General features: G+C 41.1%; 21 protein-coding genes and 1 pseudogene. 13 read left to right on the top strand and 9 right to left on the bottom strand.

Translation table 11 applies throughout. The features are described 5' to 3' along the window. Positions 1-12: 12 nt before the first annotated feature. A complete protein-coding gene (locus ABG082_RS17360) occupies positions 13-1,341 on the bottom strand; it encodes an LLM class flavin-dependent oxidoreductase (RefSeq protein WP_025208149.1) in 1,329 nt (442 codons plus the stop codon). A 374-nt stretch (positions 1,342-1,715) separates the two neighbouring features. Between ABG082_RS17360 and ABG082_RS17355 the strand changes: the two genes are divergently transcribed. Continuing rightward, entirely contained in the window at positions 1,716-2,528 is an 813-nt protein-coding gene (locus ABG082_RS17355) for a zinc-dependent metalloprotease (RefSeq protein ID WP_035389836.1), read from the top strand. A 52-nt stretch (positions 2,529-2,580) separates the two neighbouring features. Here ABG082_RS17355 and ABG082_RS17350 read toward each other — a convergent pair whose 3' ends face one another. After that, positions 2,581-2,766 (bottom strand): 2-hydroxymuconate tautomerase, encoded by a 186-nt coding sequence (locus ABG082_RS17350; RefSeq protein WP_008343530.1) that lies wholly within the window; start codon positions 2,764-2,766, stop codon positions 2,581-2,583. Between the two features lie 113 nt (positions 2,767-2,879). Between ABG082_RS17350 and ABG082_RS17345 the strand changes: the two genes are divergently transcribed. Next, positions 2,880-3,536, top strand: a complete 657-nt coding sequence (locus ABG082_RS17345) for a site-2 protease family protein (RefSeq protein WP_234781042.1) — start codon at positions 2,880-2,882, stop codon at positions 3,534-3,536. A gap of 12 nt (positions 3,537-3,548) precedes the next feature. Next, positions 3,549-4,067: a YwhD family protein gene (locus ABG082_RS17340; protein ID WP_007497712.1), complete on the top strand. Its 519-nt coding sequence runs from the start codon at positions 3,549-3,551 to the stop codon at positions 4,065-4,067. Positions 4,068-4,192: 125 nt separating this feature from the next. On the opposite strand, the gene ABG082_RS17335 is transcribed toward ABG082_RS17340, so the two are convergent. Next, positions 4,193-6,262, bottom strand: coding sequence for a transglycosylase domain-containing protein (locus ABG082_RS17335; protein WP_019743238.1), 2,070 nt, complete (start codon positions 6,260-6,262; stop codon positions 4,193-4,195). A 225-nt stretch (positions 6,263-6,487) separates the two neighbouring features. Between ABG082_RS17335 and speE the strand changes: the two genes are divergently transcribed. The 5 genes from speE (at position 6,488) to argS (ending at position 10,903) form a co-directional block, all read left to right on the top strand. Further along, positions 6,488-7,318, top strand: coding sequence for a spermidine synthase (gene speE, locus ABG082_RS17330; RefSeq protein ID WP_003214614.1), 831 nt, complete (start codon positions 6,488-6,490; stop codon positions 7,316-7,318). A gap of 69 nt (positions 7,319-7,387) precedes the next feature. Next, positions 7,388-8,260, top strand: coding sequence for an agmatinase (gene speB, locus ABG082_RS17325; protein WP_017360073.1), 873 nt, complete (start codon positions 7,388-7,390; stop codon positions 8,258-8,260). Between the two features lie 78 nt (positions 8,261-8,338). Then, entirely contained in the window at positions 8,339-8,686 is a 348-nt protein-coding gene (locus ABG082_RS17320; RefSeq protein ID WP_007497708.1) for a hypothetical protein, read from the top strand. Positions 8,687-8,810: 124 nt separating this feature from the next. Further along, positions 8,811-9,233, top strand: a complete 423-nt coding sequence (locus tag ABG082_RS17315) for a DUF1934 family protein (protein ID WP_007497707.1) — start codon at positions 8,811-8,813, stop codon at positions 9,231-9,233. After that, positions 9,230-10,903, top strand: a complete 1,674-nt coding sequence (argS, locus tag ABG082_RS17310; protein ID WP_008343507.1) for an arginine--tRNA ligase — start codon at positions 9,230-9,232, stop codon at positions 10,901-10,903. The genes ABG082_RS17315 and argS overlap by 4 nt, the downstream gene beginning before the upstream one ends. A 636-nt stretch (positions 10,904-11,539) precedes the next feature. On the opposite strand, the gene ABG082_RS17305 is transcribed toward argS, so the two are convergent. Beyond that, positions 11,540-12,508, bottom strand: coding sequence for a S66 peptidase family protein (locus ABG082_RS17305; protein WP_348936308.1), 969 nt, complete (start codon positions 12,506-12,508; stop codon positions 11,540-11,542). A 156-nt stretch (positions 12,509-12,664) separates the two neighbouring features. Between ABG082_RS17305 and cls the strand changes: the two genes are divergently transcribed. Then, positions 12,665-14,167, top strand: coding sequence for a cardiolipin synthase (gene cls, locus ABG082_RS17300; protein WP_026050168.1), 1,503 nt, complete (start codon positions 12,665-12,667; stop codon positions 14,165-14,167). Between the two features lie 105 nt (positions 14,168-14,272). Then, positions 14,273-15,988, top strand: coding sequence for an ABC transporter ATP-binding protein (locus ABG082_RS17295; protein WP_135226414.1), 1,716 nt, complete (start codon positions 14,273-14,275; stop codon positions 15,986-15,988). Positions 15,989-16,225: 237 nt separating this feature from the next. Here ABG082_RS17295 and ABG082_RS17290 read toward each other — a convergent pair whose 3' ends face one another. From ABG082_RS17290 to ABG082_RS17275, 4 genes are all read right to left on the bottom strand, one after another. Then, on the bottom strand, positions 16,226-16,399 hold the full coding sequence (locus tag ABG082_RS17290; protein ID WP_165379188.1) for a hypothetical protein: 174 nt from the start codon (positions 16,397-16,399) through the stop codon (positions 16,226-16,228). A 305-nt stretch (positions 16,400-16,704) separates the two neighbouring features. Continuing rightward, on the bottom strand, positions 16,705-17,307 hold the full coding sequence (locus tag ABG082_RS17285) for a hypothetical protein (RefSeq protein WP_144683434.1): 603 nt from the start codon (positions 17,305-17,307) through the stop codon (positions 16,705-16,707). Between the two features lie 188 nt (positions 17,308-17,495). After that, the gene (locus tag ABG082_RS17280; protein WP_165379187.1) at positions 17,496-17,645 is read right to left on the bottom strand and encodes a hypothetical protein; all 150 of its coding nucleotides are present in this window, start codon (positions 17,643-17,645) and stop codon (positions 17,496-17,498) included. Next, the gene (locus ABG082_RS17275) at positions 17,632-18,798 is read right to left on the bottom strand and encodes a Rap family tetratricopeptide repeat protein (protein ID WP_144683437.1); all 1,167 of its coding nucleotides are present in this window, start codon (positions 18,796-18,798) and stop codon (positions 17,632-17,634) included. Before ABG082_RS17275 ends, ABG082_RS17280 begins: the two co-directional genes overlap by 14 nt. Before the next feature lie 275 nt (positions 18,799-19,073). On the opposite strand from ABG082_RS17275, the pseudogene ABG082_RS17270 reads away from it, so the two are divergent. From ABG082_RS17270 to ABG082_RS17260, 3 genes and pseudogenes are all read left to right on the top strand, one after another. Beyond that, a pseudogene (locus ABG082_RS17270) lies at positions 19,074-19,220 on the top strand (hypothetical protein); the annotation flags it as partial. A 125-nt stretch (positions 19,221-19,345) separates the two neighbouring features. Beyond that, positions 19,346-19,588, top strand: a complete 243-nt coding sequence (locus ABG082_RS17265; RefSeq protein ID WP_056704200.1) for a hypothetical protein — start codon at positions 19,346-19,348, stop codon at positions 19,586-19,588. Positions 19,589-19,659: 71 nt separating this feature from the next. Then, positions 19,660-20,658, top strand: coding sequence for a S66 peptidase family protein (locus ABG082_RS17260; RefSeq protein WP_348936307.1), 999 nt, complete (start codon positions 19,660-19,662; stop codon positions 20,656-20,658). Positions 20,659-20,688: 30 nt separating this feature from the next. On the opposite strand, the gene ABG082_RS17255 is transcribed toward ABG082_RS17260, so the two are convergent. After that, on the bottom strand, positions 20,689-20,943 hold the full coding sequence (locus ABG082_RS17255; RefSeq protein WP_008343494.1) for a hypothetical protein: 255 nt from the start codon (positions 20,941-20,943) through the stop codon (positions 20,689-20,691). Positions 20,944-21,002 lie beyond the last annotated feature (59 nt).

The raw sequence follows: 21,002 nt of genomic DNA, 5'->3' as shown, positions 1-21,002 counted from the left end.
CTCTTTTCATGTTTATTTCACGGTTTGTTTAAGAAACTGATTTTTCTTAATAGGCAGACCCAAATTTTCACGAAGGGTATGAGCTGGATAATTCGGGTCGTAATATCCTCTTTCTACTAATATCGGAATGACGTGTTCCGTCCATTCAGATAAACCGCTTGCTAGAATAGGCGCGCCAAAAATAAATCCATCTGCGGCATCTTCTTCGATCCATTGGATCAGCTGGTCTGCCACTTGTTCATAAGTTCCGAAAAAAGCACTTTTGGGAGTGGTCACTCGTAGAGCGACTTCTCTCAAGGTCAAGTTTTGTTCTTTCGCCATTTTTTTAATCGATTCTGTTGTGGATTGAAAGCTGTTTGAACCGGCATCACCGATATCAGGAAATGGCTCATCAAGTGGAAATTGACTGAAGTCCAAGTGATCAAAGAACCTGCCCAGGTAATGAAGGGCTTCTTCAATAGAAACCAGATGTTGAATGGCTTCATATTTTTCTTCTGCTTCTTCGACTGTTCTCCCTGTAATCGGGTGGATGCCAGGGAAAATTTTGATATCAGCTGGATTTCTGCCCAGCGCTGCGGCTCTATTTTTCACGTCGCGGTAATATGCTTTCGCCTTCTCAAGTGAGTCTGCATTCGTAAATACTGCGTCCGCTTCTTTTGCGGCTAGATCCTTTCCTGCCTCTGACGCACCTGCCTGAAAAATCACGGGCTGACCTTGTTCAGATCGTTCGATATTCAAAGGACCTTTGACAGAAAAGTGTTTGCCATGATGGTTTAATGTGTGCAGTTTATCCCGATCGAAGAAAACCCCTGTTGATCGATCTCTTATAAAAGCATCCTCTTCCCATGAGCTCCATAGGCCGTTCACTACTTTTAAGTATTCTTCTGCAATTTCATATCGAAGTGAATGGCTTGGATGCGGACGAATGATGTGATTTTCAGCAGAGCCTTCAAGTGGGGAAGTCACAACATTCCATCCGGCCCGGCCTTTGCTTAATTTATCTAGGGATGCGAATTGCCGTGCAATGGTAAAGGGCTCACTGTAAGAAGTGGATACGGTGCCCACAAGTCCAATCTGTTTTGTGACCGCTGCAAGAGCGGATAAGATGGTTAATGGTTCAAATCGGTTCAAGAAATGAGGAATTGAATGTTCATGAATATATAAGCCATCTGCGACAAAGACAAAACGGAAACCCGCTGCTTCTGCCTTTTTTGTCATTGCTTGATAATAATCAATGTTCACACTTGCATCTGCTGGAACGGATTCATCCTTCCATGCATTCATATGACCTCCTGGACCATGTAACATTAATCCAAATTGTATGTGCTTTTTTTCAGACATGTGGATCGTCCCTTCTGTTTTGAAGTAGCATTGTTTTTATGTTCTTCATCATAAGGGAGAATCGCAAAGAAGTATAATTCGTATCAGTAAAGTCTGACTTTATCTTTTCTAATATCAATTTTTTCTTCCTTATATGATGTGGCTGGGTCTATGACATCATTTTAGGAAAAGGAGGATGATTACTATGTAAATGACCCAGACCAAAAGTGCTGTTTTTTGATGAAATGTGTGTCAAAATATCCGAAAAATTAGTGAAAATGACATGATTCGACTTTCTTCCTGTATATCAAATTCCCTGTTTTTGACTGAATAGAAGGAAAATGGTGAATTTTCAGTGAATATATAACCTTGTGAAAAACAAAGGAGGGATAGGAATGAAAAAGCGTTCAGTCTTTTTGTCATTTTTATTGGTAGGTAGTTTGTTACCGGGGGTAAGTTCAGCTTCAGCACCAGTTGCAAGTGCAGGTCATGGGCATGATCATGGTCATGCGCCGTTCGAAACACATATTAGTGAAGGGTTGCCAAAGGCAAACGATTTTAAAGATTTGACGAAGGCACCTCCTATTGAAAGAGATGTGACAACAAAAATTTTAGACGAGTCTGGTAAACAGGTAGGGTCTAGAACCTTTAAAGCAAATACAGGAGATTCGATTTCAACAAAAGCTAGTACAGGCAGTCAGAAAGTGACCGTCTACGCAGTAGCTGATGCGCAGTATCGTGCGAAATATAGTGATTGGCAGACGCGCATTGTCAGCATCATTGAGCAAGCGGATGTGACATTTAACCGTGATCATGATGTGGACTTTGTCGTACAAGCCGTAGGGTCTTGGACGTCTTCAGGATCAAATGCATCACAAATTTTGTCTAACCTTCAGCGCAGCTTTGATGGCAGAGGATACGATTTTGTCACAGGATTTACAGCAAATCCAAACTTTGATGCAGGCGGAATCGCTTATGTTTACAATAGTGCACCGAGCGGAAGTGCATTCAGTGTCAACCTTGATCAAGGAACAGCGAATACAGCAAAAGCGGCTACACATGAATACGGCCATAACTTTGGTTTGCCGCATGACCCTCAAGGCAGCGGAATTGTCTGCTTAATGAATTATGATTATTCTTACACTGTCGATTACTTCGATGCGGCTCATAAAAATCAAGTGAACCGTAATAAAGCTTGGTACAGATAAGGTAAGAGACAAAAGGACAAACACCGAAAAAGTGTTTGTCCTTTTTATATGCTTACAGGTCGCTCATTCGCTTTCCTGCTACAGCATAATGTTCTTTTTTCATTTCTTCAATAATGACAGAGACTTTTTCTGCACCTGCGCCTGTTGTTTCAACAACGGCATCTGTGACTTTCTCCACAAGAGCTCTTTTCTGCTCATCTGTTCTTCCTTCAAGCATTTGAACGGTGATAATCGGCATGATGGCAACCTCCTTTTTCCTGTAGTGCTACGCTTCCCTTTAGTTTAAGGGACTTCTTATAGTATACTGAATGAAGTAAATCATTGTATAGAAAGAAAGAGGGATTCATGCCTTTGGACCAATTTCTTGTTTATCCATTAGAACTGATTCCATATGTCGCCATTACGCTTGTTGTGGCTTTTACGATGCACGAGCTGGCGCATGCATATGTTGCGTATCGTTTTGGAGATCCGACAGCTAAAAATCAAGGCAGACTGACGCTCAATCCATTGAAGCACCTTGATGTTTTCGGGACGATCTTGATCTTTGTGGCTGGGTTTGGCTGGGCGAGGCCTGTACCTGTGAATCGGTACCATTTCAAAAACCCGCGCTTAGCAGGAATCTGCGTCTCGATTGCTGGCCCATTAAGTAACTTGGTGTTGGCGTTTCTAGGCTTTTTTGTGTATGTGCTTCTTCAGAAATTTGGCGGGGAGTCGCTCATGCGCTTTGAGCCGGGGATCGATTATTTCTTCCAAATCTTTATTAACTTGAACGTGATTTTGTTCCTATTTAACTTATTACCGATCCCGCCGCTGGATGGATATCGTATTATTGAGGATGTTGTCAGTCCCGGCATCCGTGCAAAGATGACGCAATTTGAACAGTATGGAATCATCATTTTCCTCATCTTCGTCATCACGCCGCTAGGTCAGTTTGTTTTTGGTCCATTGATCGGAATGCGTAATCAAATTATTGACTGGTTTAATCTTATTTTGAAGCCGCTGCTTTAGGAGGTTTAGTGAATGGAAGGTAAAAAGAAGAAACCAATTGGTTTTAATATCATTAAAAAAACAGATGCAACGGATGGGCATGGAGGTTTTGGGGCAGGTGCCCTCAGCCTTGATAATATCTCGCCAGTGATCATTGATGTGGAGGAAAAGGAAGCCGTCATTGATATTGGTGCGATGCATGCAAGAAGTGCAGTCGAAAAAGGAATTAAATTTTTAAAAACCAAAGAAGAGGTACCTAACGGAAAACCTTACTGGCTCGTATGGGTGACAATTGACCGTAGAGAAGAGGGGCCATATTATGCAGGAGTCACAGCTTGTGAAATGACGGTTGACCGCTCGATCCGCAGAGGATATAAGTCGCTTCCTGAGCATGTGAATTTAATGGATAAATCCATGAAGCGTAAAATCGTTGTCAGTCATATGGATGATGGTTCGAAAAAGGTGCTCGCTGATTTCTTGAAGAGTCACAATGAGGCGTTATGGGAAGCATCCACAGATGAATTAAAAGAAGGATTGGCTGTTCCTGAGTAATTGTGAAATTTTTGTGAAGAATGATGAATGGATACCAATTCCAGTCGTTTTTTCAGTAAACTGGTGTTAAAGCTAGGACATGGAGAATCCCGAGATGCAGATCTCGGGGTTTTTCATGTCCATTTTTAACGTTTTAGCCACTTTTCCCACCATTTCTTAGGCTGTTGATCCTGAGCCGTGTCTTGCTCAGATGCTTTGTTCTCGGCACCATAGCAGACACCGGTCGGCTCCGTTCCTTCTATAAAATAGGTAAATACCTTTGATTCGCATCCTGGGCCTGCGAGATCACCGGTTTTTGGATTGATATATACGCCTTTTACACCGTCTGGCGGCATGAAGGAGGAGGCTGGCTGGTTTGAGAGGGCTGATTCCATAAAGGAAGCCCATATCTTTTTCGCATAGGCGGTTTCTTTGACCGAGTCAATGGTGCGTCCTTTATCATAGCCGGTCCACACACCTGTGACGAGCTGGGGAGAGAAGCCGATCATCCAGCTGTCAGCGCCTGTCGTCCCTGATTTTCCTCCATAATTTCTGGTGAGATCTTTTGAAATGGTACGTCCTGTGACACTCGTATAGCCATTTAATTGATCATTGAACATCCCTGACATCATGTCAGTGGTGACAAATGCTGCTTTTTCATCTAGTACTTGCTCTCGTTTTTGTTTCTCCTCAAATAGAACATTGCCCTTTGCATCCGTTACTTTCGTAATAAAGGTTGGTTTGACGCGTTTTCCTCCATTGACCAGCATCGCGTAAGCATTGGTCATTTCGATTGGTTTGACAGGTGAGGTACCTAGCGCAAGTGAAGGCACTTGATCTAGTTTTTCGTGAATCCCAAACGCCTTGCCTGCACGTACGAGCTGTTCCATTCCTAAAAATAGATGGGTTTTGACCGCATAAATGTTATCAGATAGAGCCAAAGCCTGAAGCATCGTAATACCGTCATTGGCGTAATAGCCGTGATAGTTGCTTGGTGAATAAGCAGCGCCGCTTCCTTGCTCATCCAGTTCAAAAACGGTTTCCTCACTGCGCATCACCGTTGCTGGTGTAAACCCATTTTGCAAAGCCATGTAATAGAGAAGTGGTTTCATTGTTGAACCCGGCTGTCTTTTCGCTTGTGTGACCCGGTTGAATGGGCTTTTCTCGTAATCTCTTCCCCCGATGAGGGCGAGCACATGACCTGTCTGGGGATGAATGGCGGTTAAGCCAATTTGGATACCTGATTCAGAATCCATGATGTTGGTTAAAGTCTTTTCAGCGATTTTTTGTAATTCAGGTTGTAAGGTCGTTTCGATATGAAGACCATACGTTTCAATTTGTTCCTCGGTTAAACCCAGCGTTTGTTTCAGTTCGCGAATGACATCATCATAAAAATACGGGGCCAACTTTGCTTGCAGCTGCTTTTGCTTGAGCGGGCGATAGGACAGCTTTTCCTTGCTGGCATCAGCAGCCGCTTTTTTTGTGATCATGCCATCCTCTTGCATTTGCTTTAGGATCATCTTTTTTCTTGCTTCGGCTCTTTCTTCGTTCACATAAGGGGAGTAGAGAGAAGGCCCCTTTGGAATACCGGCAAGCAAGGCAGACTCAGCTAAAGTTAAGTTCTTGGCTTTTTTCCCAAAGTAAAGGCGGGATGCCGCTTCCACTCCGTATGCGCCGTGGCCATAATAAATGGTGTTCAAGTATCCTTCTAATATCTCATCTTTTGTATAGTTTTGTTCTAAGCGGATCGTGTAAAAGGCTTCATTCCACTTCCGCTTCCATGTTTTATCATGATCTAAATATAAATTTCGTGCGTATTGCTGGGTGATCGTGCTGGCGCCTTGTACCTTTGCCATTGCACGAATGTCTGCCACCGCAGCACCCGCCATGCGTTTCACATCAAAGCCGTGATGCTGATAAAAGGTTTTATCCTCAACCGCGACCACTGCCTGCTGTATATGAGGGGACATGTCCTTTAACGGAACCCAATATCTCTTTTCTCCAAAGCTTGATTCGCCAAGTTTAGACCCATCGGCTGCATAAATGGTCGTGGATTGGGGAACTTGAACAGAGGGAGCGCCTTGCCACTTAGCAAGTAAAAGAATCGTCAAAAAGACTGTGCCTGCAAATAGAAAAGCGAGCAAGCCGATAAAAAAACAGGCCCGAATCGTTTTCACGGTCATGCGGATTTTTTTATTACTCATGATTGTGTCCATGCAAAGCCCCCATTTTGACGGTTTTTTATCAGTATGGGACAAAGAAAACCGTTTTAAACAGGCGACTGCAAGGGTGCGCTTTAAAAATGAAGTTATCTCATGCGGTTCTTTACAATTTGATATGAATCCACTATACTTTTTTCTTGGACAATCGATATAGTCATAGCCGATAAAAGGCGCTAACAATAGATGTTTGTTTATTATTGGATGAGAGGAAGATGAACGATGAGCGAACTTTGGTATACAGAGAAGCAAACGAAGAATTTTGGCATTACATTGAAGGTGAACAAAACCCTTCACACAGAACAAACAGATTTTCAGCATTTAGAAATGGTGGAAACAGAAGAGTTTGGCAATATGCTGTTTTTAGACGGTATGGTGATGACATCAGAGAAAGATGAGTTTGTATACCACGAAATGGTGGCACATGTTCCTCTTTTCACTCATCCAAACCCGGAAAATGTCCTTGTTGTAGGCGGAGGAGACGGCGGTGTTATTCGTGAGATCCTCAAGCACCCAAGTGTGAAAAAAGCGACACTTGTTGATATTGATGGCAAGGTCATTGAATACTCGAAGAAGTTCCTTCCTTCAATTGCTGGGAAACTAGACGATCCTCGTGTAGATGTAAAAGTCGGAGACGGCTTTATGCACATTGCGGAAGCCGACAACGAATATGACGTGATCATGGTTGACTCAACTGAGCCAGTTGGACCAGCTGTGAACTTGTTCTCTAAAGGTTTCTATGCAGGAATCTCAAAAGCACTAAAAGAAGACGGTATTTTCGTTGCACAGACGGACAACCCTTGGTTCACACCTGAGTTAATTACAAATGTACAGCGTGATGTAAAAGAAATTTTCCCGATTACCAAGCTATACACAGCGAATATCCCAACATATCCAAGCGGTCTTTGGACATTTACTATCGGTTCTAAGAAGTATGATCCACTTGCTGTAGAAGACAGCCGTTTCTTTGATATTGATACGAAATATTACACAAAAGAATTGCACAAAGCGGCATTCGTTCTGCCGAAATTTGTGAGCGATTTAATCAAATAAATCAAGCGAAATGGAAATGCGCAAATGTCAGTTTGCGCATTTTTTGAAGCGTAAAAGGAGGAATCTTGTATGAGATTCGACGAGGCTTACTCAGGAAAAGTGTTTATTGGAAGTCATCCGACATGGGAAGATGCGAAAGTCATTTTATACGGGATGCCGATGGATTGGACCGTCAGTTACCGTCCAGGCTCACGTTTTGGCCCGAACCGCATTCGTGAAGTATCCATTGGATTAGAGGAATACAGTCCTTATTTAGATCGTGAACTGCACGAGGTACCATTCTTTGATGCTGGCGACATCCCGCTTCCATTTGGTAATGCACAGAAAAGCTTAGATTTAATTGAAGAGTATGTTGACAGCATTTTAGAAAAAGGGAAGTTTCCATTAGGAATGGGCGGCGAGCATCTTGTGTCTTGGCCGGTTTTCCGTGCGATGTATAAGAAATACCCTGATTTGGCCATCATCCATATGGACGCACATACAGATCTTCGTGAGGAATATGAGGGTGAGCCGCTTTCACATTCGACACCGATTCGTAAAGTGGCAGGACTTATTGGACCTGAAAATGTATACTCTTTCGGCATCCGTTCAGGGATGAAAGAAGAATTTGAATGGGCAAAAGAAGCAGGTATGCACATTTCTAAATTTGAAGTGCTGGAGCCATTGAAGCAAGTATTGCCAAAGCTGAAAGGCCGCCCAGTTTATGTGACAATTGACATCGATGTACTTGACCCGGCACATGCGCCTGGTACTGGAACTGTGGATGCTGGCGGTATTACGTCAAAAGAATTACTGGCATCCATTCATGCTATTGCAGGTTCTGATGTGCATGTCGTCGGTGCAGACCTTGTAGAGGTAGCGCCTGTATATGATCATTCCGATCAAACGGCGAATACAGCAAGCAAACTTTTACGAGAAATGCTGCTTGGTTTTGTGAAATAACATCTTGATAGAGGAGCTTGTCATCTCATATGGACAAGCTCTTTTTTTACATTGGTGACATGATAAAGGAGGCAGGTCATGTTTTCTTCTGTATTGATGGTATTACTCGCTTTATGTGTGTTAGCGGCAGGCTTTCTTACGCTGAAAAGAGAGCTTGCAGCGAGTCCGCCCACGTTCACCTCGAAAAAAGAGGCAAAGGATGAGATGGTTCATCTGTTTCAGGATCGAGGCTTTTTCTATCTCACTGGCATAGCGCTGTTGATGCAGTTTGTTTATAAGCAAGGGCATCTTCTCCCATTTGATTTGTTTCAGGCATTTTTGGCAAGTTCAGGCATCCAAGCACTGTTTTATCTCATCAATCGAAAAAGCGCAGGGCTCAAGACTGGACTCGTGATAGGGGTGAGCTTCATTTTTCTTTTTTTCTAAAGAGACATGTGAAGATCAAAAATGGGGTTTCATCCACACGAAGAAGAGAAATGATGGGATGATAGGCAATCGGGATTATGGTATACTATTTTAGTTAAACGGGTCTTAGCAAAGGAAGTGCAAAATGACACAAAACCAAATTTCAATTCATGTAAAGTCAGTGATGAAACCAGAGACGGAACCGGCTGAAACGATCGAATTCCGAACAACTGGAACGTATCAAGAGAAGAATGACAAAACGTATCTCACTTACCATGAAGAACATGAAATGGGTCAAGTAAAAACTGTTGTCAAAATAAGTGAAAAAGAAATTTTTGTCATGAGATCAGGTGCGATTCAAATGAAGCAGCGCTTTCTCATTGGAGAAACGACCGTGACACATTACACGATGCCATTTGGCACACTTCAGCTCGATGTGCACACACATGGTATTGATCTTGATGTAGACAATGGGCTTCTACACATTACGTACGATATGCTGACAGGTGAAGATCAAAAGCATTTACATACATTATCGATTTCATATAAGGAGGATTTACGTTCATGAATATCGCAGAACAGGTCAAAGATGCGTTAAAAGAAGAAATCATTGCGGCAGTCGTCAAAGCAGGACTTGCTGATGAAAGCCAGGTGCCGGATGTTCTTTTGGAAGTGCCAAAAGACAAAACTCACGGTGATTATTCCACCAATATGGCGATGCAGCTTGCACGCATTGCGAAAAAAGCACCTCGTCAAATCGCCGAGGACATTGTGAATGCTTTTGACAAAGGCAAAGCTTCGATTGAAAAACTGGATATCGCAGGTCCAGGGTTTATTAACTTTTATATGAACAATCAATATTTAACGAAACTGATTCCGGCAGTTCTTGAGGCAAAAGAGGCTTATGGCGAAACGAATACAGGCGGCGGTCAAAAAGTGCAAGTCGAATTCGTCTCAGCCAACCCAACAGGTGACCTTCATCTTGGACATGCTCGTGGCGCCGCTGTAGGAGATTCTCTTTGCAACATCCTTGATAAAGCAGGCTTCGACGTGAGCCGTGAATACTATATCAACGATGCAGGCAATCAGATCAATAACCTTGCTCTATCTGTAGAAGTACGTTACTTTGAGGCGCTCGGTCTTGAAAAAGAAATGCCAGAGGACGGGTACAGAGGAGAAGACATCAAAGGCATCGGACAGAAACTTGCGGATGAATTTGGTGACCGTTTCGTGCATGAATCAGAAGAAGAGCGTATGAAATTCTTCCGTGAGTACGGTTTAAAATATGAACTAGAAAAACTACGTGTCGACCTAGAGAATTTCCGTGTCCCATTTGATGTGTGGTATTCTGAAACGTCTTTATATGAAAACGGAAAAATCGAACCGGCGCTAGAAACACTTCGCGCTAAAGGGTATGTCTTTGAAGAAGATGGCGCAACATGGTTACGTTCGACTGATTTTGGTGATGACAAGGACCGTGTCCTGATTAAAAAAGACGGCAGCTTCACGTACTTGCTTCCAGATATCGCATATCACAAGGACAAATTGGACAGAGGCTTTGACCAGCTCATCAACATTTGGGGAGCGGACCATCACGGCTACATTCCTCGAATGAAAGCGGCGATCCAAGCACTCGGATATCCAGCGGACAAACTGGAAGTCGAAATCATTCAGCTCGTTCACCTTTACAAAAACGGTGAAAAGATGAAGATGAGTAAACGTACAGGTAAAGCCGTCACAATGCGTGACTTGATTGAAGAAGTGGGCTTAGATGCTACTCGTTATTTCTTTGCGATGAGAAGTGCGGCAACTCATATGGACTTTGACCTAGACTTAGCGATTTCTACGTCTAACGAAAACCCTGTGTACTATGCGCAATATGCACATGCGAGAATATGCAGCATGCTCCGTCAAGGGGAAGAAAAAGGCTACGAGCCAAACCTTGAAAAAGCTGATTTCTCTCACATTCAGTCCGATAAAGAATACGATCTTCTGAAAATCATCGGCAGCTTCCCAGAAGTTGTAGCAGAAGCAGCAGAAAAACGTATTCCGCACCGCGTCACAAACTATATCTATGATCTAGCATCAGCCCTTCACAGTTTCTACAATGCCGAGAAGGTCATTGATGTTGAAAATGAAACAAAAACAACAGCACGCCTATCACTGATGAAGGCGACACAAATTACACTAGCCAACGCATTAAAACTCATTGGCGTATCTGCACCGGAAAAAATGTAATGCAAAAAGCCCCGCTCTATTTTATGAGCGGGGCTTCTTTATATAAAAAACCCGCTATTCTCGAGAGATAGCGGGTTTTGAAAATTAACCAAGCGTATTAATAATGTTAGAAATAGAATCGAATAATTGACTAAGTACATCAGAGAACATGAGCGTATCCTCCTTTCAGAAAGCATGTAGTATGTGCGTGTCATAGGAATTACCCAAGTGTGTTAATGATGTTAGAAATAGAATCAAATAATTGACTAAGTACATCAGAGAACATGAGCGTATCCTCCTTTCAGAAAGCATGTAGTATGTGCGTGTCATAGGAATTACCCAAGTGTGTTAATGATGTTAGAAATAGAATCAAATAATTGGCTAAGTACATCAGAGAACATAGTTTGTATCCTCCCTTCAGAAAGCATGTAGTATGTGTGCGTTAATGGGATTATCCAAGTGTATTAATAATGTTAGAGATAGAATCGAATAATTGGCTAAGTACATCAGAGAACATGTTTTTGCCTCCTCTCTTTTCTTTTTACATCTACTTAACGAAGGGGATGAAGGGTTGGATCACTTTTTCTAAAAAAATTTTAAAAAGAAATAATGGCATAGAAAAAGCACCCTCATATGTGGGTGCTTTTTAGGTTTTATTTATGCATGAACACGCCATTGGATTTGTCCGTCGTAGCAGGATAGCTCGGCACTCCCGCCAATCGGTAAGGTGAAGACTGGCTGTGTATGTCCTATGTCTACATCATAGATCACCGGGATGTGTTTGAGCATTGGATGTTTATCTAGAATGAACCTCAAATGTTCCTCTGTCATCTTGGATTTCTTTTGAAAACGTCCGATGATTAACCCTTTAATGGATTCGGCATGCTGCAAGAGCGAGGCAAGGTCTCTGGCGAACATTTCAGGAAAGACCAAGTCATCATCCTCCACAAATAAGATGGCATTCTTGATGTGAGGCATAAAGGGTGTCCCTTGCAATAGGTTCAGTGTACAAAGATTTCCGCCATACAAGGTGCCTTTAGCTGTTCCTTCCTGATAAATTCCCCATGTTGTCGGATGAAACTGCCTATTTGCTTGATCAAGGTACCACGCATCATCACTCCACTTTGTAGAAGGGGTAAAATCAAATGGCTCGCTGCTCATCACGCACGCTTGAAACATGGCTGTCTGCTCTTCTTGTCCCTGTTCCATTTGAAAACTGGAGAAATGAGGACCTGAGTACGTCACCATGTCACATTTGGCGGTAATGGCGTTTGTAAGTGCGGTAATATCACTGTAGCCGCAAAGAACTTTTGGGTGCTGACGAATCAAATCATAATCTATATAAGGCAAAAGCTCATTGCAGTTAAAGCCGCCGATTGCTGTCAAAATGCCGTCGACTTCATCATTTGAGAATGCCTCATGTAGATCAGATAAACGTTGTTCAATAGAAGAAGAGGAATGCAGATCACATTCAAACACGTGTTGTCCAAAAGAAACAGTGAACCCTAATGCCTCTAAACGTTTTTTCGCCTGAGCCATTCCTTCTTCTGATAAAATGCTGGCACTTCGGCTTGGAGCAATTACCCGAATGTGGCTTCCCTTTTTTAAAGCAGGTGGTGTACGCATAAGTCATTCGCCCCTTCCTTCACATATTTTCCATTATATCGGATCAAAACGCTCCAGTCTGTAAAAGCTAAAAGAAAGCAGCAAACCGTGCGTTTCAGACGAGCTGTGCAAAGGGTATGGAAGAGAAAAAGACAGAAACGAATGAGGGCGGAGAATGTGAAAAAGAGGAGACTGGAATTTCTATTTTTATATTTCATGATATTTGGGGCATATGTGGTGTTTTGGTGGCCGGTTCCAGCGTGGGGTTTTCAGCTTTATGCAGCTAGTTACATCGCCATCATTTTATTTAGTATTATCTCGCTTATGCTAGAGAACCGGACATCACAGCACACGCTGTTATGGATGTATGTACTGATCTTTTTCCCGATCATCGGCTATATGTTTTATTTGTTCTCAGGACAGCTTTATGTCAAGGGACATTTGTTTAAATCAAAGAGAATGTATAACCGAGAAAAATTACGCAGAATATCAGAGCTTGAGAGTAAACCGGATGAGACGCGTTTAACCGATAATCAGCGTGCTTTTTTTCATTACACAGAAAAAGCAACAGGTATGCATGTAAATACAAATAGTGATATGGAGATTTTAAAGAATGGAGAGGAAACCTTTCCACGTATTTTTGAAGAATTAAAAAAAGCAAAAACGTTCATCCATATAGAATATTACATGTTCAAATCTGATTTCCTCGGTCACCGGATGATGGAGATCCTGATTGAAAAAGTGAAAGAAGGAGTAGAGGTCCGATTCATCTATGATGCGGCTGGCAGCATTCGCTTCTCACGAAAAGATATTAAACGATTGAAGCAGGCGGGGATAAAGGTCGCTCCTTTTCTGCCATTAAAATACGGATTCTTTAATCAAAAATTCAATTTCCGAAATCACCGAAAAATCGTGATTATTGATGGTGAAACAGGATTTGTTGGCGGGCTCAATGTCGGGAAGGAATATGTAGGACGCGATGAAAACATCGGCTTTTGGCGTGACACGCATACGATATTAAAGGGTGAAGCCGTTCAGACACTTCACTCCATTTTTATGCTGGACTGGGAGTATGTATCAGATGAAGTGTTAATTGATGATCCGAAGTATCACACCCCGCATCCTGTGACAGGAGAAGATGTCATTCAGGTCGTGCCGACTGGACCTGATATGAAGGAAAGTATGAGTGATTTATATGACGCACTCATTTCGAATGCACAGCAATTTGTTTGGATTGCGACCCCTTATTTTGTCCCAAATGAATCCATTCGCACAGCGTTAAAAATTGCGGCGACAAGAGGGGTGGATGTGCGTGTGATGGTGCCTGAGATTAATGATGGATTTCTCACGCAATACGCCACACGATCTTATTTTTCTGAGCTTTTGAAAGAAGGCATCAAGGTGTATCACTATCAAAAAGGCTTCATGCATCAAAAGGTCATGATTGCAGATGGAGAGCTTGCCTCTGTCGGAACGGCAAATGTCGATATGAGAAGCTTCCAACTCAATTTTGAGGTCAATGTCTTTACAGCGGCAAAGAAGCCGATTGAGCAATTGATGGCTCATTATGAGGAAGATATGAAAGAATGCGAGCAAATGGGACCGGTTCATTTTTATAAAAGGGGCTTAAAGGAACGTTTAAAGGAATCGTTTGCGCGATTGTTTTCAGGTGTATTGTGAGGGTTTCCAGGGAAAGAAATCATTTCCTGATCTAGTATTTCTATGACGATTCCTCTATAATTGAAAATGATTATCAATTATAGAGGAAGTGAGGTTCTTTTACATATGCTAAAACGCTTTTTTGCCTATTACAGGCCTTATCGTGGTCTGTTCTTTTTAGATTTCTTTTGTGCTGTTGCCGTTGGGCTCATGGAACTGGGCTTCCCGCTCATCGTGAATTACTTCATTGATACATTACTGCCGACAGGGAACTGGGCGGTCATTGGCTGGACCGCACTTGCGTTGTTTGTCATTTATGCGATCAGTTCAGTGATGCAATTTATCGTGTCGTATTGGGGGCACATGCTTGGCATTAATATTGAGACAGACATGAGAAAAAAGCTGTTTGATCATTTTCAGCGTCTGTCCTTCAAATTTTTCGATAACAACAAAACAGGCAAACTCATGTCACGGATGACAAATGACCTTATGTACATTGGAGAGGTGGCGCATCACGGACCTGAGGATTTGTTTATTGCGATTATGACCATTCTTGGCGCCTTTGCCGTCATGCTCATGATTAATTGGCAGCTTGCCATTTTAACCTTCTTAATTATGCCAGTCATCATCTGGTTAGCCCTTCATTTTAATAAAAAAATGACACAGGCGATTACACAGCTGAACAATGACATTGGAGACTTTCATGCAAGGGTTGAAAATAATATTGGCGGTATTCGTCTTGTTCAAGCCTTTGCAAATGAACATTTTGAGAAAAAGCGCTTTGCTGAAAACAACAACCGCTTTCGAAAAGCGAAACTTCTTTCCTATAAAATTATGTCGGTCAACGGATCGATCAGCTATATTCTCACAAGGCTTGTGACGCTGTTCGTTCTTCTGGCAGGTACATGGTTTGTCCTTCAAGGTCAATTAACGGCAGGCGGATTTATCGCCTTTGTCTTGATCACAAATGTGTTATTCAGACCAATTGATAAGATCAACACGGTAATTGAAATGTATCCAAAAGGCATTGCCGGTTTTAAAAGCTATGTCGATTTACTGGAAACAGAGCCAGATGTGAAGGATACAGAAGGAGCACGTGATCTTTACGGCTTGAAAGGTGAAATTGAGTATCGAAATGTGACATTTGGCTACGATGAGCACAGTCATGTATTGAAGGATATCAACTTAAAGATCAAACAAGGGGAAACTGTTGCGTTTGTCGGGCCATCAGGAGCGGGGAAATCGACCATTTGCAGTCTGCTGCCTCGTTTTTATGATGTGGACGAAGGAGACATCACCATTGATGGTGTGAGCACAAAATCGATGACCTTGTCCTCTTTAAGACAGCAGATTGGCATTGTGCAGCAGGATGTCTTTTTATTCTCAGGCACCATTCGTGAAAACATTGCGTACGGTAACCTAGAAGCGAGTGATGCAGACATTTGGGAGGCGGTGCGACGTGCCCATTTAGAGGAGCTCGTTCAGCGTTTCCCAGAAGGGTTGAATACGGTCATTGGTGAACGCGGTGTTAAGCTATCCGGCGGTCAAAAGCAACGCCTGTCAATTGCACGGATGTTTTTGAAAAACCCGTCTATTCTTATTTTGGATGAAGCGACGTCAGCACTTGATACAGAAACAGAAAAAGCGATCCAAGACGCACTAAGCGAACTGGCAGTCGGCCGGACGACACTCGTCATTGCTCACCGCCTTGCGACAATTAAACATGCAGACCGAATCATCGTCGTCACAGAAAAAGGCATCCAAGAACAAGGCCGCCATCAAGACTTAATCCAAATGGGCGGCGTCTATAGCAGACTGCATGAAGCGCAGTTTGGTCATTGAAGAAAAAGCCCTTTTGATAAAGGGCTCAGGCTGTCGAGAAAATCTCGACAGCTTTATTTTTCCCTTAAAGTTTCCATTTATTTGACAACGCCAATCTGTAAAGGTTTATCCGATTGTCGTATTTTTGGTGTCATCGCACATAGACGCTTTCATCCATCATCATTACGTTGAAAATAAAAAAGATTGTAGAAAAACATGAGTTTCTCTACAATCTGAACAGGCTCTTCAGCCTGTTCTTTATTGTCCAGTGATGACCATATTGACAATTGGCACACACAGTAAAAAGAAAACGACGAGAAAAACAATTTTATATCCCATCTCTTTTTCCTTATTATTCTTACGTTTTTGCATATAAACAGCAAAATAAGAAACACCAGTTAACATCATTAATACCGATATTATAGTCAACATAAGATCATCACCTTTTCAATATGTTGTTGATGTCCTTGATTTAAAACCACTTCAACACTAGAGTTATTACAACACTTTGAATTACTACTAACAGCGCTAACAATTTCCATTCCTTTTTATTGATGTTTCTTTTTGATAGATATTTCCAAGATATAAGATTAATAATTAATACTATTATTAATACTATAAAAAAAGTAAAAATAAAGGGTGATGTTACTACTACCATATATTCTCCCTCCAATTAAAGATTTTAGATTTTTAAACAAGAAGGTTGAGCATAAAATGCTCAACCTCAACTTTCTTCTTTAGAAACCTATAGTTGCTCTTTCTATTCTGTAATCCCCGCTGCCTAATAATTTAACAGTTAGATAAGTATTGTATTCAAAAAGAAATTTAAAAGCTCTAAATGTACCGTGACTTTGTACAACCCAAACACTAGGATCAAGTTTATCTATCCAAGTATTGTGAGATTCACTATACATAGCTCCTGTCAAATTAACATCTTTTGTTGCTCCAGTGACTTTTCCGCCTTTAAATTGAAATTCACCAGCTAGTCTGTGTTGAAAATGAAATCCAGCAGTATTTTTTACATACGCTTTATAAATTTTTTTACCTGAAGGATACTTACTTTTACTTGAAGATACATCATAAACATTTTCACTTTTGAAAAACAATGATACTGTTTCATTAGTTTTACCAATTTCTCTTTTAAGAGAAATTTCAGTTTGGTCAGTTTCGAGTTTTTTATTTGCTTCAACGACCAATTCATCAAGGGCTTCATTTATATCTGCAATTTCTTTAGCAGTAGGATATCCCTTTTCTTGGTCTACAGATGACGTTGATTTTGCTGAAGCAAAACTTGGAATTAACAAAAAACATATCAAAGATAAAATCAGAATTTTTTTCAACTGTTCATTCCCCTTTATAGTTTTTTCAAAGCAGCTTGTAAGAGTCTTACCTTTATACTATAAACAAATTTTTGTTATTTTTGTATATAATTAGGTAATTTTAAGGGGGTTTTAAGGAGAAGAACAAGTTGCTAAATCGGATCTAAAGACTATGTGATACCCATTTGCACATAGTCTTTTCATTGATCTTATATTTGATTTCCAGCTTCTTTACCACCTACACTTGATGTAATCACTTTGTCAGCCATTTCATGTGAGACAGCAACAGAATGAAAAATTGGTAATGCTAATGCTACAGTTACAAGCATGATGGGAACAAAAATTTTACTCTTCAACATATAACAATTCCCCTCCTTGAATTAATGACTTTGCTTCAAGTGCTCTTTCATAAAAAACGACAGCAATTTCCAACTGCCCACTTCTATTATAATATCGTGCTGCTTCAAAAGCTAGTTGATACACATCTTCGTAAAGATTTTTGCTTTGTAGTGTATCAAGCCAATGTTTTAACTCTGTGGCTGTATTGGATGTGTTAGATTGAACATAAAGGCAATATAAAAATTTCATTTGTGTTTCATAAATTATGTCATTCAGTTGTTGGGCCGCGGAGACCCCTTTCTCAAATGTTTCGGCTGCTGGAACAACCTGTCCTAATTTCAATAGAGTATACAGTTTGTTAAAATAGGATTTTGGAACATGTGATGTTTCATTCTTTTCAAAAAGTTCACAAGAAGTATCAAAATGGAACAAGGCTTCTGGATATTTTTCTAAGTGGAAATAACACTTGCCTAAGTTAAAGATCGTAGAGGATATAAGGTATTCGTTTTTCGTCTGCTGTGCATAAGAATGGGATTTTTTAAAGTAAGTAAGTGCATCAGCGTATTGTAGTTTGGATAGATAATTTCCGGCGATGACTGAATAGCACCAGGCCATTTTTTCTTGCATTAATGGTTGCTCTGTAAATAGGCTCAATGCTTTATGTGCATACATGACAGAAATTTGATACTGATCTATGTGGTAGTACACTTCTGATAACTTGTAGTAAAATTCAGCCTTTTCAGTAGGGTCTTCAATATCCAGGAGAACTTTTTCAGCAGATTTATAAGAACTGATCGCCTCGTCAAATTGTTTTTTTCTAAATTCGTGCATTCCTTTAAAAAACCAAAAATAAAAATCTAACATCTTTTCAATTTGATCTTTGTCTTTATGAAGTGATTGATCAACCTTATGTTTCTGCTCATTGATCTGAACCATATATTCATCTAACTCACGGCTAGACAACTTAGGTTTGAGGTAACTTAGCATTAAGTCATGTCGAAACTCCAGCAGAGTAAAATATAATAATACGGTTTGATTTTCTTCCATACCGTCAAAGAGTCGTTTAACATCTGTTTTTAAAAATTCTGCATCAGTTATTTGATCTTTTTTGATGGCTGAATACCATTCATTCAGCTTGATTGCCACTTCGTCATAAGTGATAGAAGCACCCATATATACTCCCCCTTCAAATTCCTATAAAACCATTTTATACAATATTTTAACATGTCTAACTATTCTAAAATCGAATAGAAGCGCTCTATATGTAAATTTTCGGTATACCGCAAAATCAAGCCTACTTTAAGAGGAAAATGAACGATTTTTATCACATAAGACATGCTGCATATTTTGCAAAGTGAAACTTATTTCCTTTAAAATTATGTCAGTAAATGGATCTATCAGCTATATTTTGACACGCCTTGTGACGCTGTTTGTCCTTCAAGGTCAATATTGCTCACCGCCTTGCGACAATTAAACATGCAGACCGAATCATCGTCGTGACAGAGGAAGGCATTGAAGAACAAGGCCGCCATCAAGACTTAATCCAAATGGGCGGCGTCTATAGCAGACTGCATGAAGCGCAGTTTGGTCATTGAAGAGAAGTGATTGAATGAGTCCAGCTATTAAGCTGGGCTCTTTTTGATAGAATAAAATCTTCTTTTCCATTTAAATGGAATGTTGATATACTATAAGGTAATTGGATTCAAAAGGAGAGGATGGCTTGAGTGAAACGGCAAAAACAGTCATGATCAAAAGCATTCACTATATGACGCTCGTTGGCTTATTTATCTTAATCATTCCCGCTGGACTCAATCCAGTCTTTTTTTATGTGGGAATGATTTTGTTTGGCATCAATACTGGAGTGAACATCATAGGTAGTTCTCTGAGCAAAAAAAAGATATTTGCGACGCTCGCCATCAGTTTTGCTGTCATATTGTTTGGGCTGTTTAAGCTCTTATATTAAATCTTAGCCCTTTTGAAAAAGGGCTTTTTTTGCTAGGATAGTAAAAACTCGTGTAGGAAGGATCTGATGGAATGAAGGGGCTTCGGCGTTTACAGAAGGGCGATAAAATAGGTATTTATTCTCCCTCAAGTCCAGCATCTGCTACCTCGCCTCTTAGGTATGAGCGGGCGAAGGAATGGCTTGAACAAAAAGGATTCATTGTGGTACCAGGATCATTAACAGGGAAAGAGGATCACTATCGTTCAGGAACGATTCAAGAACGAGCAGCTGAGCTGAATGAGCTGATGGCGAGAGAAGATTTGTCCTGTATCATGTCGATGATTGGGGGGACGAACTCGAATAGTTTGCTTCCTTATCTCGACTTTGAGCTGCTGATGAAGCATCCGAAAATCATGATTGGTTATTCAGATGCGACGGCAATTCTTTTAGCGGCTTATGAAAAAACGGGTCTTCCTGTTTTTTACGGGCCTGCACTTGTGCCGTCTTTTGGAGAGTTTGAACCATTTGTCAATCATACATATCAATCTTTCGAGGACATTCTCATTCATCCGCAGCCCATCCCGTATCAGGTGAAAAAACCGCCCTTCTGGACGGAAGAACGGATCAACTGGGTAGAGAAAATACGAGAAAAAGAAAAACGTCCAAATGATTGGATGTGCGTCATTGAAGGGCAGGCAGAAGGCAGACTGATCGGCGGGAACCTAAATGCCATGTATGGCATATGGGGAAGTGAATTCATGCCTCAAATCCAAAAAGGCGATATCCTTCTCATTGAAGATTGTATGAAAACAGCCTCCATCGTCGAAAAGAACTTCTCTCTGTTAAAGATAAATGGTGTGTTTGAACGGGTATCTGGTATCCTCTTAGGGAAACATGAGCTGTTTGATGATGAAGGAACGGGCAAAAGGCCGCACGATCTCTTACTTGAAGTACTGGGAGATACAAAGAGGCCGCTCATCGCAGAATTTGACAGTGCCCATACGCATCCGATGCTCACGATGCCAATCGGTACACAAGTAAAAATGAATGCAACGTCACGCGAGGTTTGGCTGACAGAAGCGTGGATATAGAAAAAAGAGCGGCTCTAATGCTGCTCTTCTTTACGAAGCATTCTCTTTTTCAAATGGCTGTAGAAGGTCTTGTGCCTCTTTTCCTTCTACCACGATTAAATAGTCTGATTCTAAATGAGTAAGCCTAAAGGTTTCTAGCTCTACGATGTTCTTAATGTTGCACATTGTTTTTTTAGAATATACATATAAACGATGCTGAGCGTGCTGGCACTTTTCGTATAGAGAAATAAGCTTATGTAAATTCAATGCTTTCGCAGCAATTCGGATTGAATAGATTTGTGACATCTTCATATCCTCCTGTTAAATACTTTCTCACAATAGCTTTGTTACCCCCGTTGTGATAG

This window comes from Bacillus sp. BS1807G30, assembly GCF_040047675.1.
GTDB classification, from domain to species: Bacteria; Bacillota; Bacilli; order Bacillales; family Bacillaceae; genus Bacillus; species Bacillus altitudinis.
The sequence above is the reverse complement of the archived record's forward strand: the minus strand, read 5'-3'. Positions and strand labels throughout refer to the sequence as shown.

What these genes read in the sequence shown, in the direction of transcription:
- ABG082_RS17275 (WP_144683437.1), bottom strand. Translation starts at nt 18,798, where the DNA reads ATGGGTGCTTCTATCACTTATGACGAAGTGGCAATCAAGCTGAATGAA.
- argS (WP_008343507.1), top strand. Translation starts at nt 9,230, where the DNA reads ATGAATATCGCAGAACAGGTCAAAGATGCGTTAAAAGAAGAAATCATT.
- speB (WP_017360073.1), top strand. Translation starts at nt 7,388, where the DNA reads ATGAGATTCGACGAGGCTTACTCAGGAAAAGTGTTTATTGGAAGTCAT.
- ABG082_RS17320 (WP_007497708.1), top strand. Translation starts at nt 8,339, where the DNA reads ATGTTTTCTTCTGTATTGATGGTATTACTCGCTTTATGTGTGTTAGCG.
- speE (WP_003214614.1), top strand. Translation starts at nt 6,488, where the DNA reads ATGAGCGAACTTTGGTATACAGAGAAGCAAACGAAGAATTTTGGCATT.
- ABG082_RS17260 (WP_348936307.1), top strand. Translation starts at nt 19,660, where the DNA reads ATGAAGGGGCTTCGGCGTTTACAGAAGGGCGATAAAATAGGTATTTAT.
- ABG082_RS17295 (WP_135226414.1), top strand. Translation starts at nt 14,273, where the DNA reads ATGCTAAAACGCTTTTTTGCCTATTACAGGCCTTATCGTGGTCTGTTC.
- ABG082_RS17335 (WP_019743238.1), bottom strand. Translation starts at nt 6,262, where the DNA reads ATGGACACAATCATGAGTAATAAAAAAATCCGCATGACCGTGAAAACG.
- ABG082_RS17315 (WP_007497707.1), top strand. Translation starts at nt 8,811, where the DNA reads ATGACACAAAACCAAATTTCAATTCATGTAAAGTCAGTGATGAAACCA.
- ABG082_RS17360 (WP_025208149.1), bottom strand. Translation starts at nt 1,341, where the DNA reads ATGTCTGAAAAAAAGCACATACAATTTGGATTAATGTTACATGGTCCA.
- ABG082_RS17355 (WP_035389836.1), top strand. Translation starts at nt 1,716, where the DNA reads ATGAAAAAGCGTTCAGTCTTTTTGTCATTTTTATTGGTAGGTAGTTTG.
- ABG082_RS17280 (WP_165379187.1), bottom strand. Translation starts at nt 17,645, where the DNA reads ATGTTGAAGAGTAAAATTTTTGTTCCCATCATGCTTGTAACTGTAGCA.
- ABG082_RS17255 (WP_008343494.1), bottom strand. Translation starts at nt 20,943, where the DNA reads ATGTCACAAATCTATTCAATCCGAATTGCTGCGAAAGCATTGAATTTA.
- ABG082_RS17305 (WP_348936308.1), bottom strand. Translation starts at nt 12,508, where the DNA reads ATGCGTACACCACCTGCTTTAAAAAAGGGAAGCCACATTCGGGTAATT.
- ABG082_RS17350 (WP_008343530.1), bottom strand. Translation starts at nt 2,766, where the DNA reads ATGCCGATTATCACCGTTCAAATGCTTGAAGGAAGAACAGATGAGCAG.
- ABG082_RS17290 (WP_165379188.1), bottom strand. Translation starts at nt 16,399, where the DNA reads ATGTTGACTATAATATCGGTATTAATGATGTTAACTGGTGTTTCTTAT.
- ABG082_RS17340 (WP_007497712.1), top strand. Translation starts at nt 3,549, where the DNA reads ATGGAAGGTAAAAAGAAGAAACCAATTGGTTTTAATATCATTAAAAAA.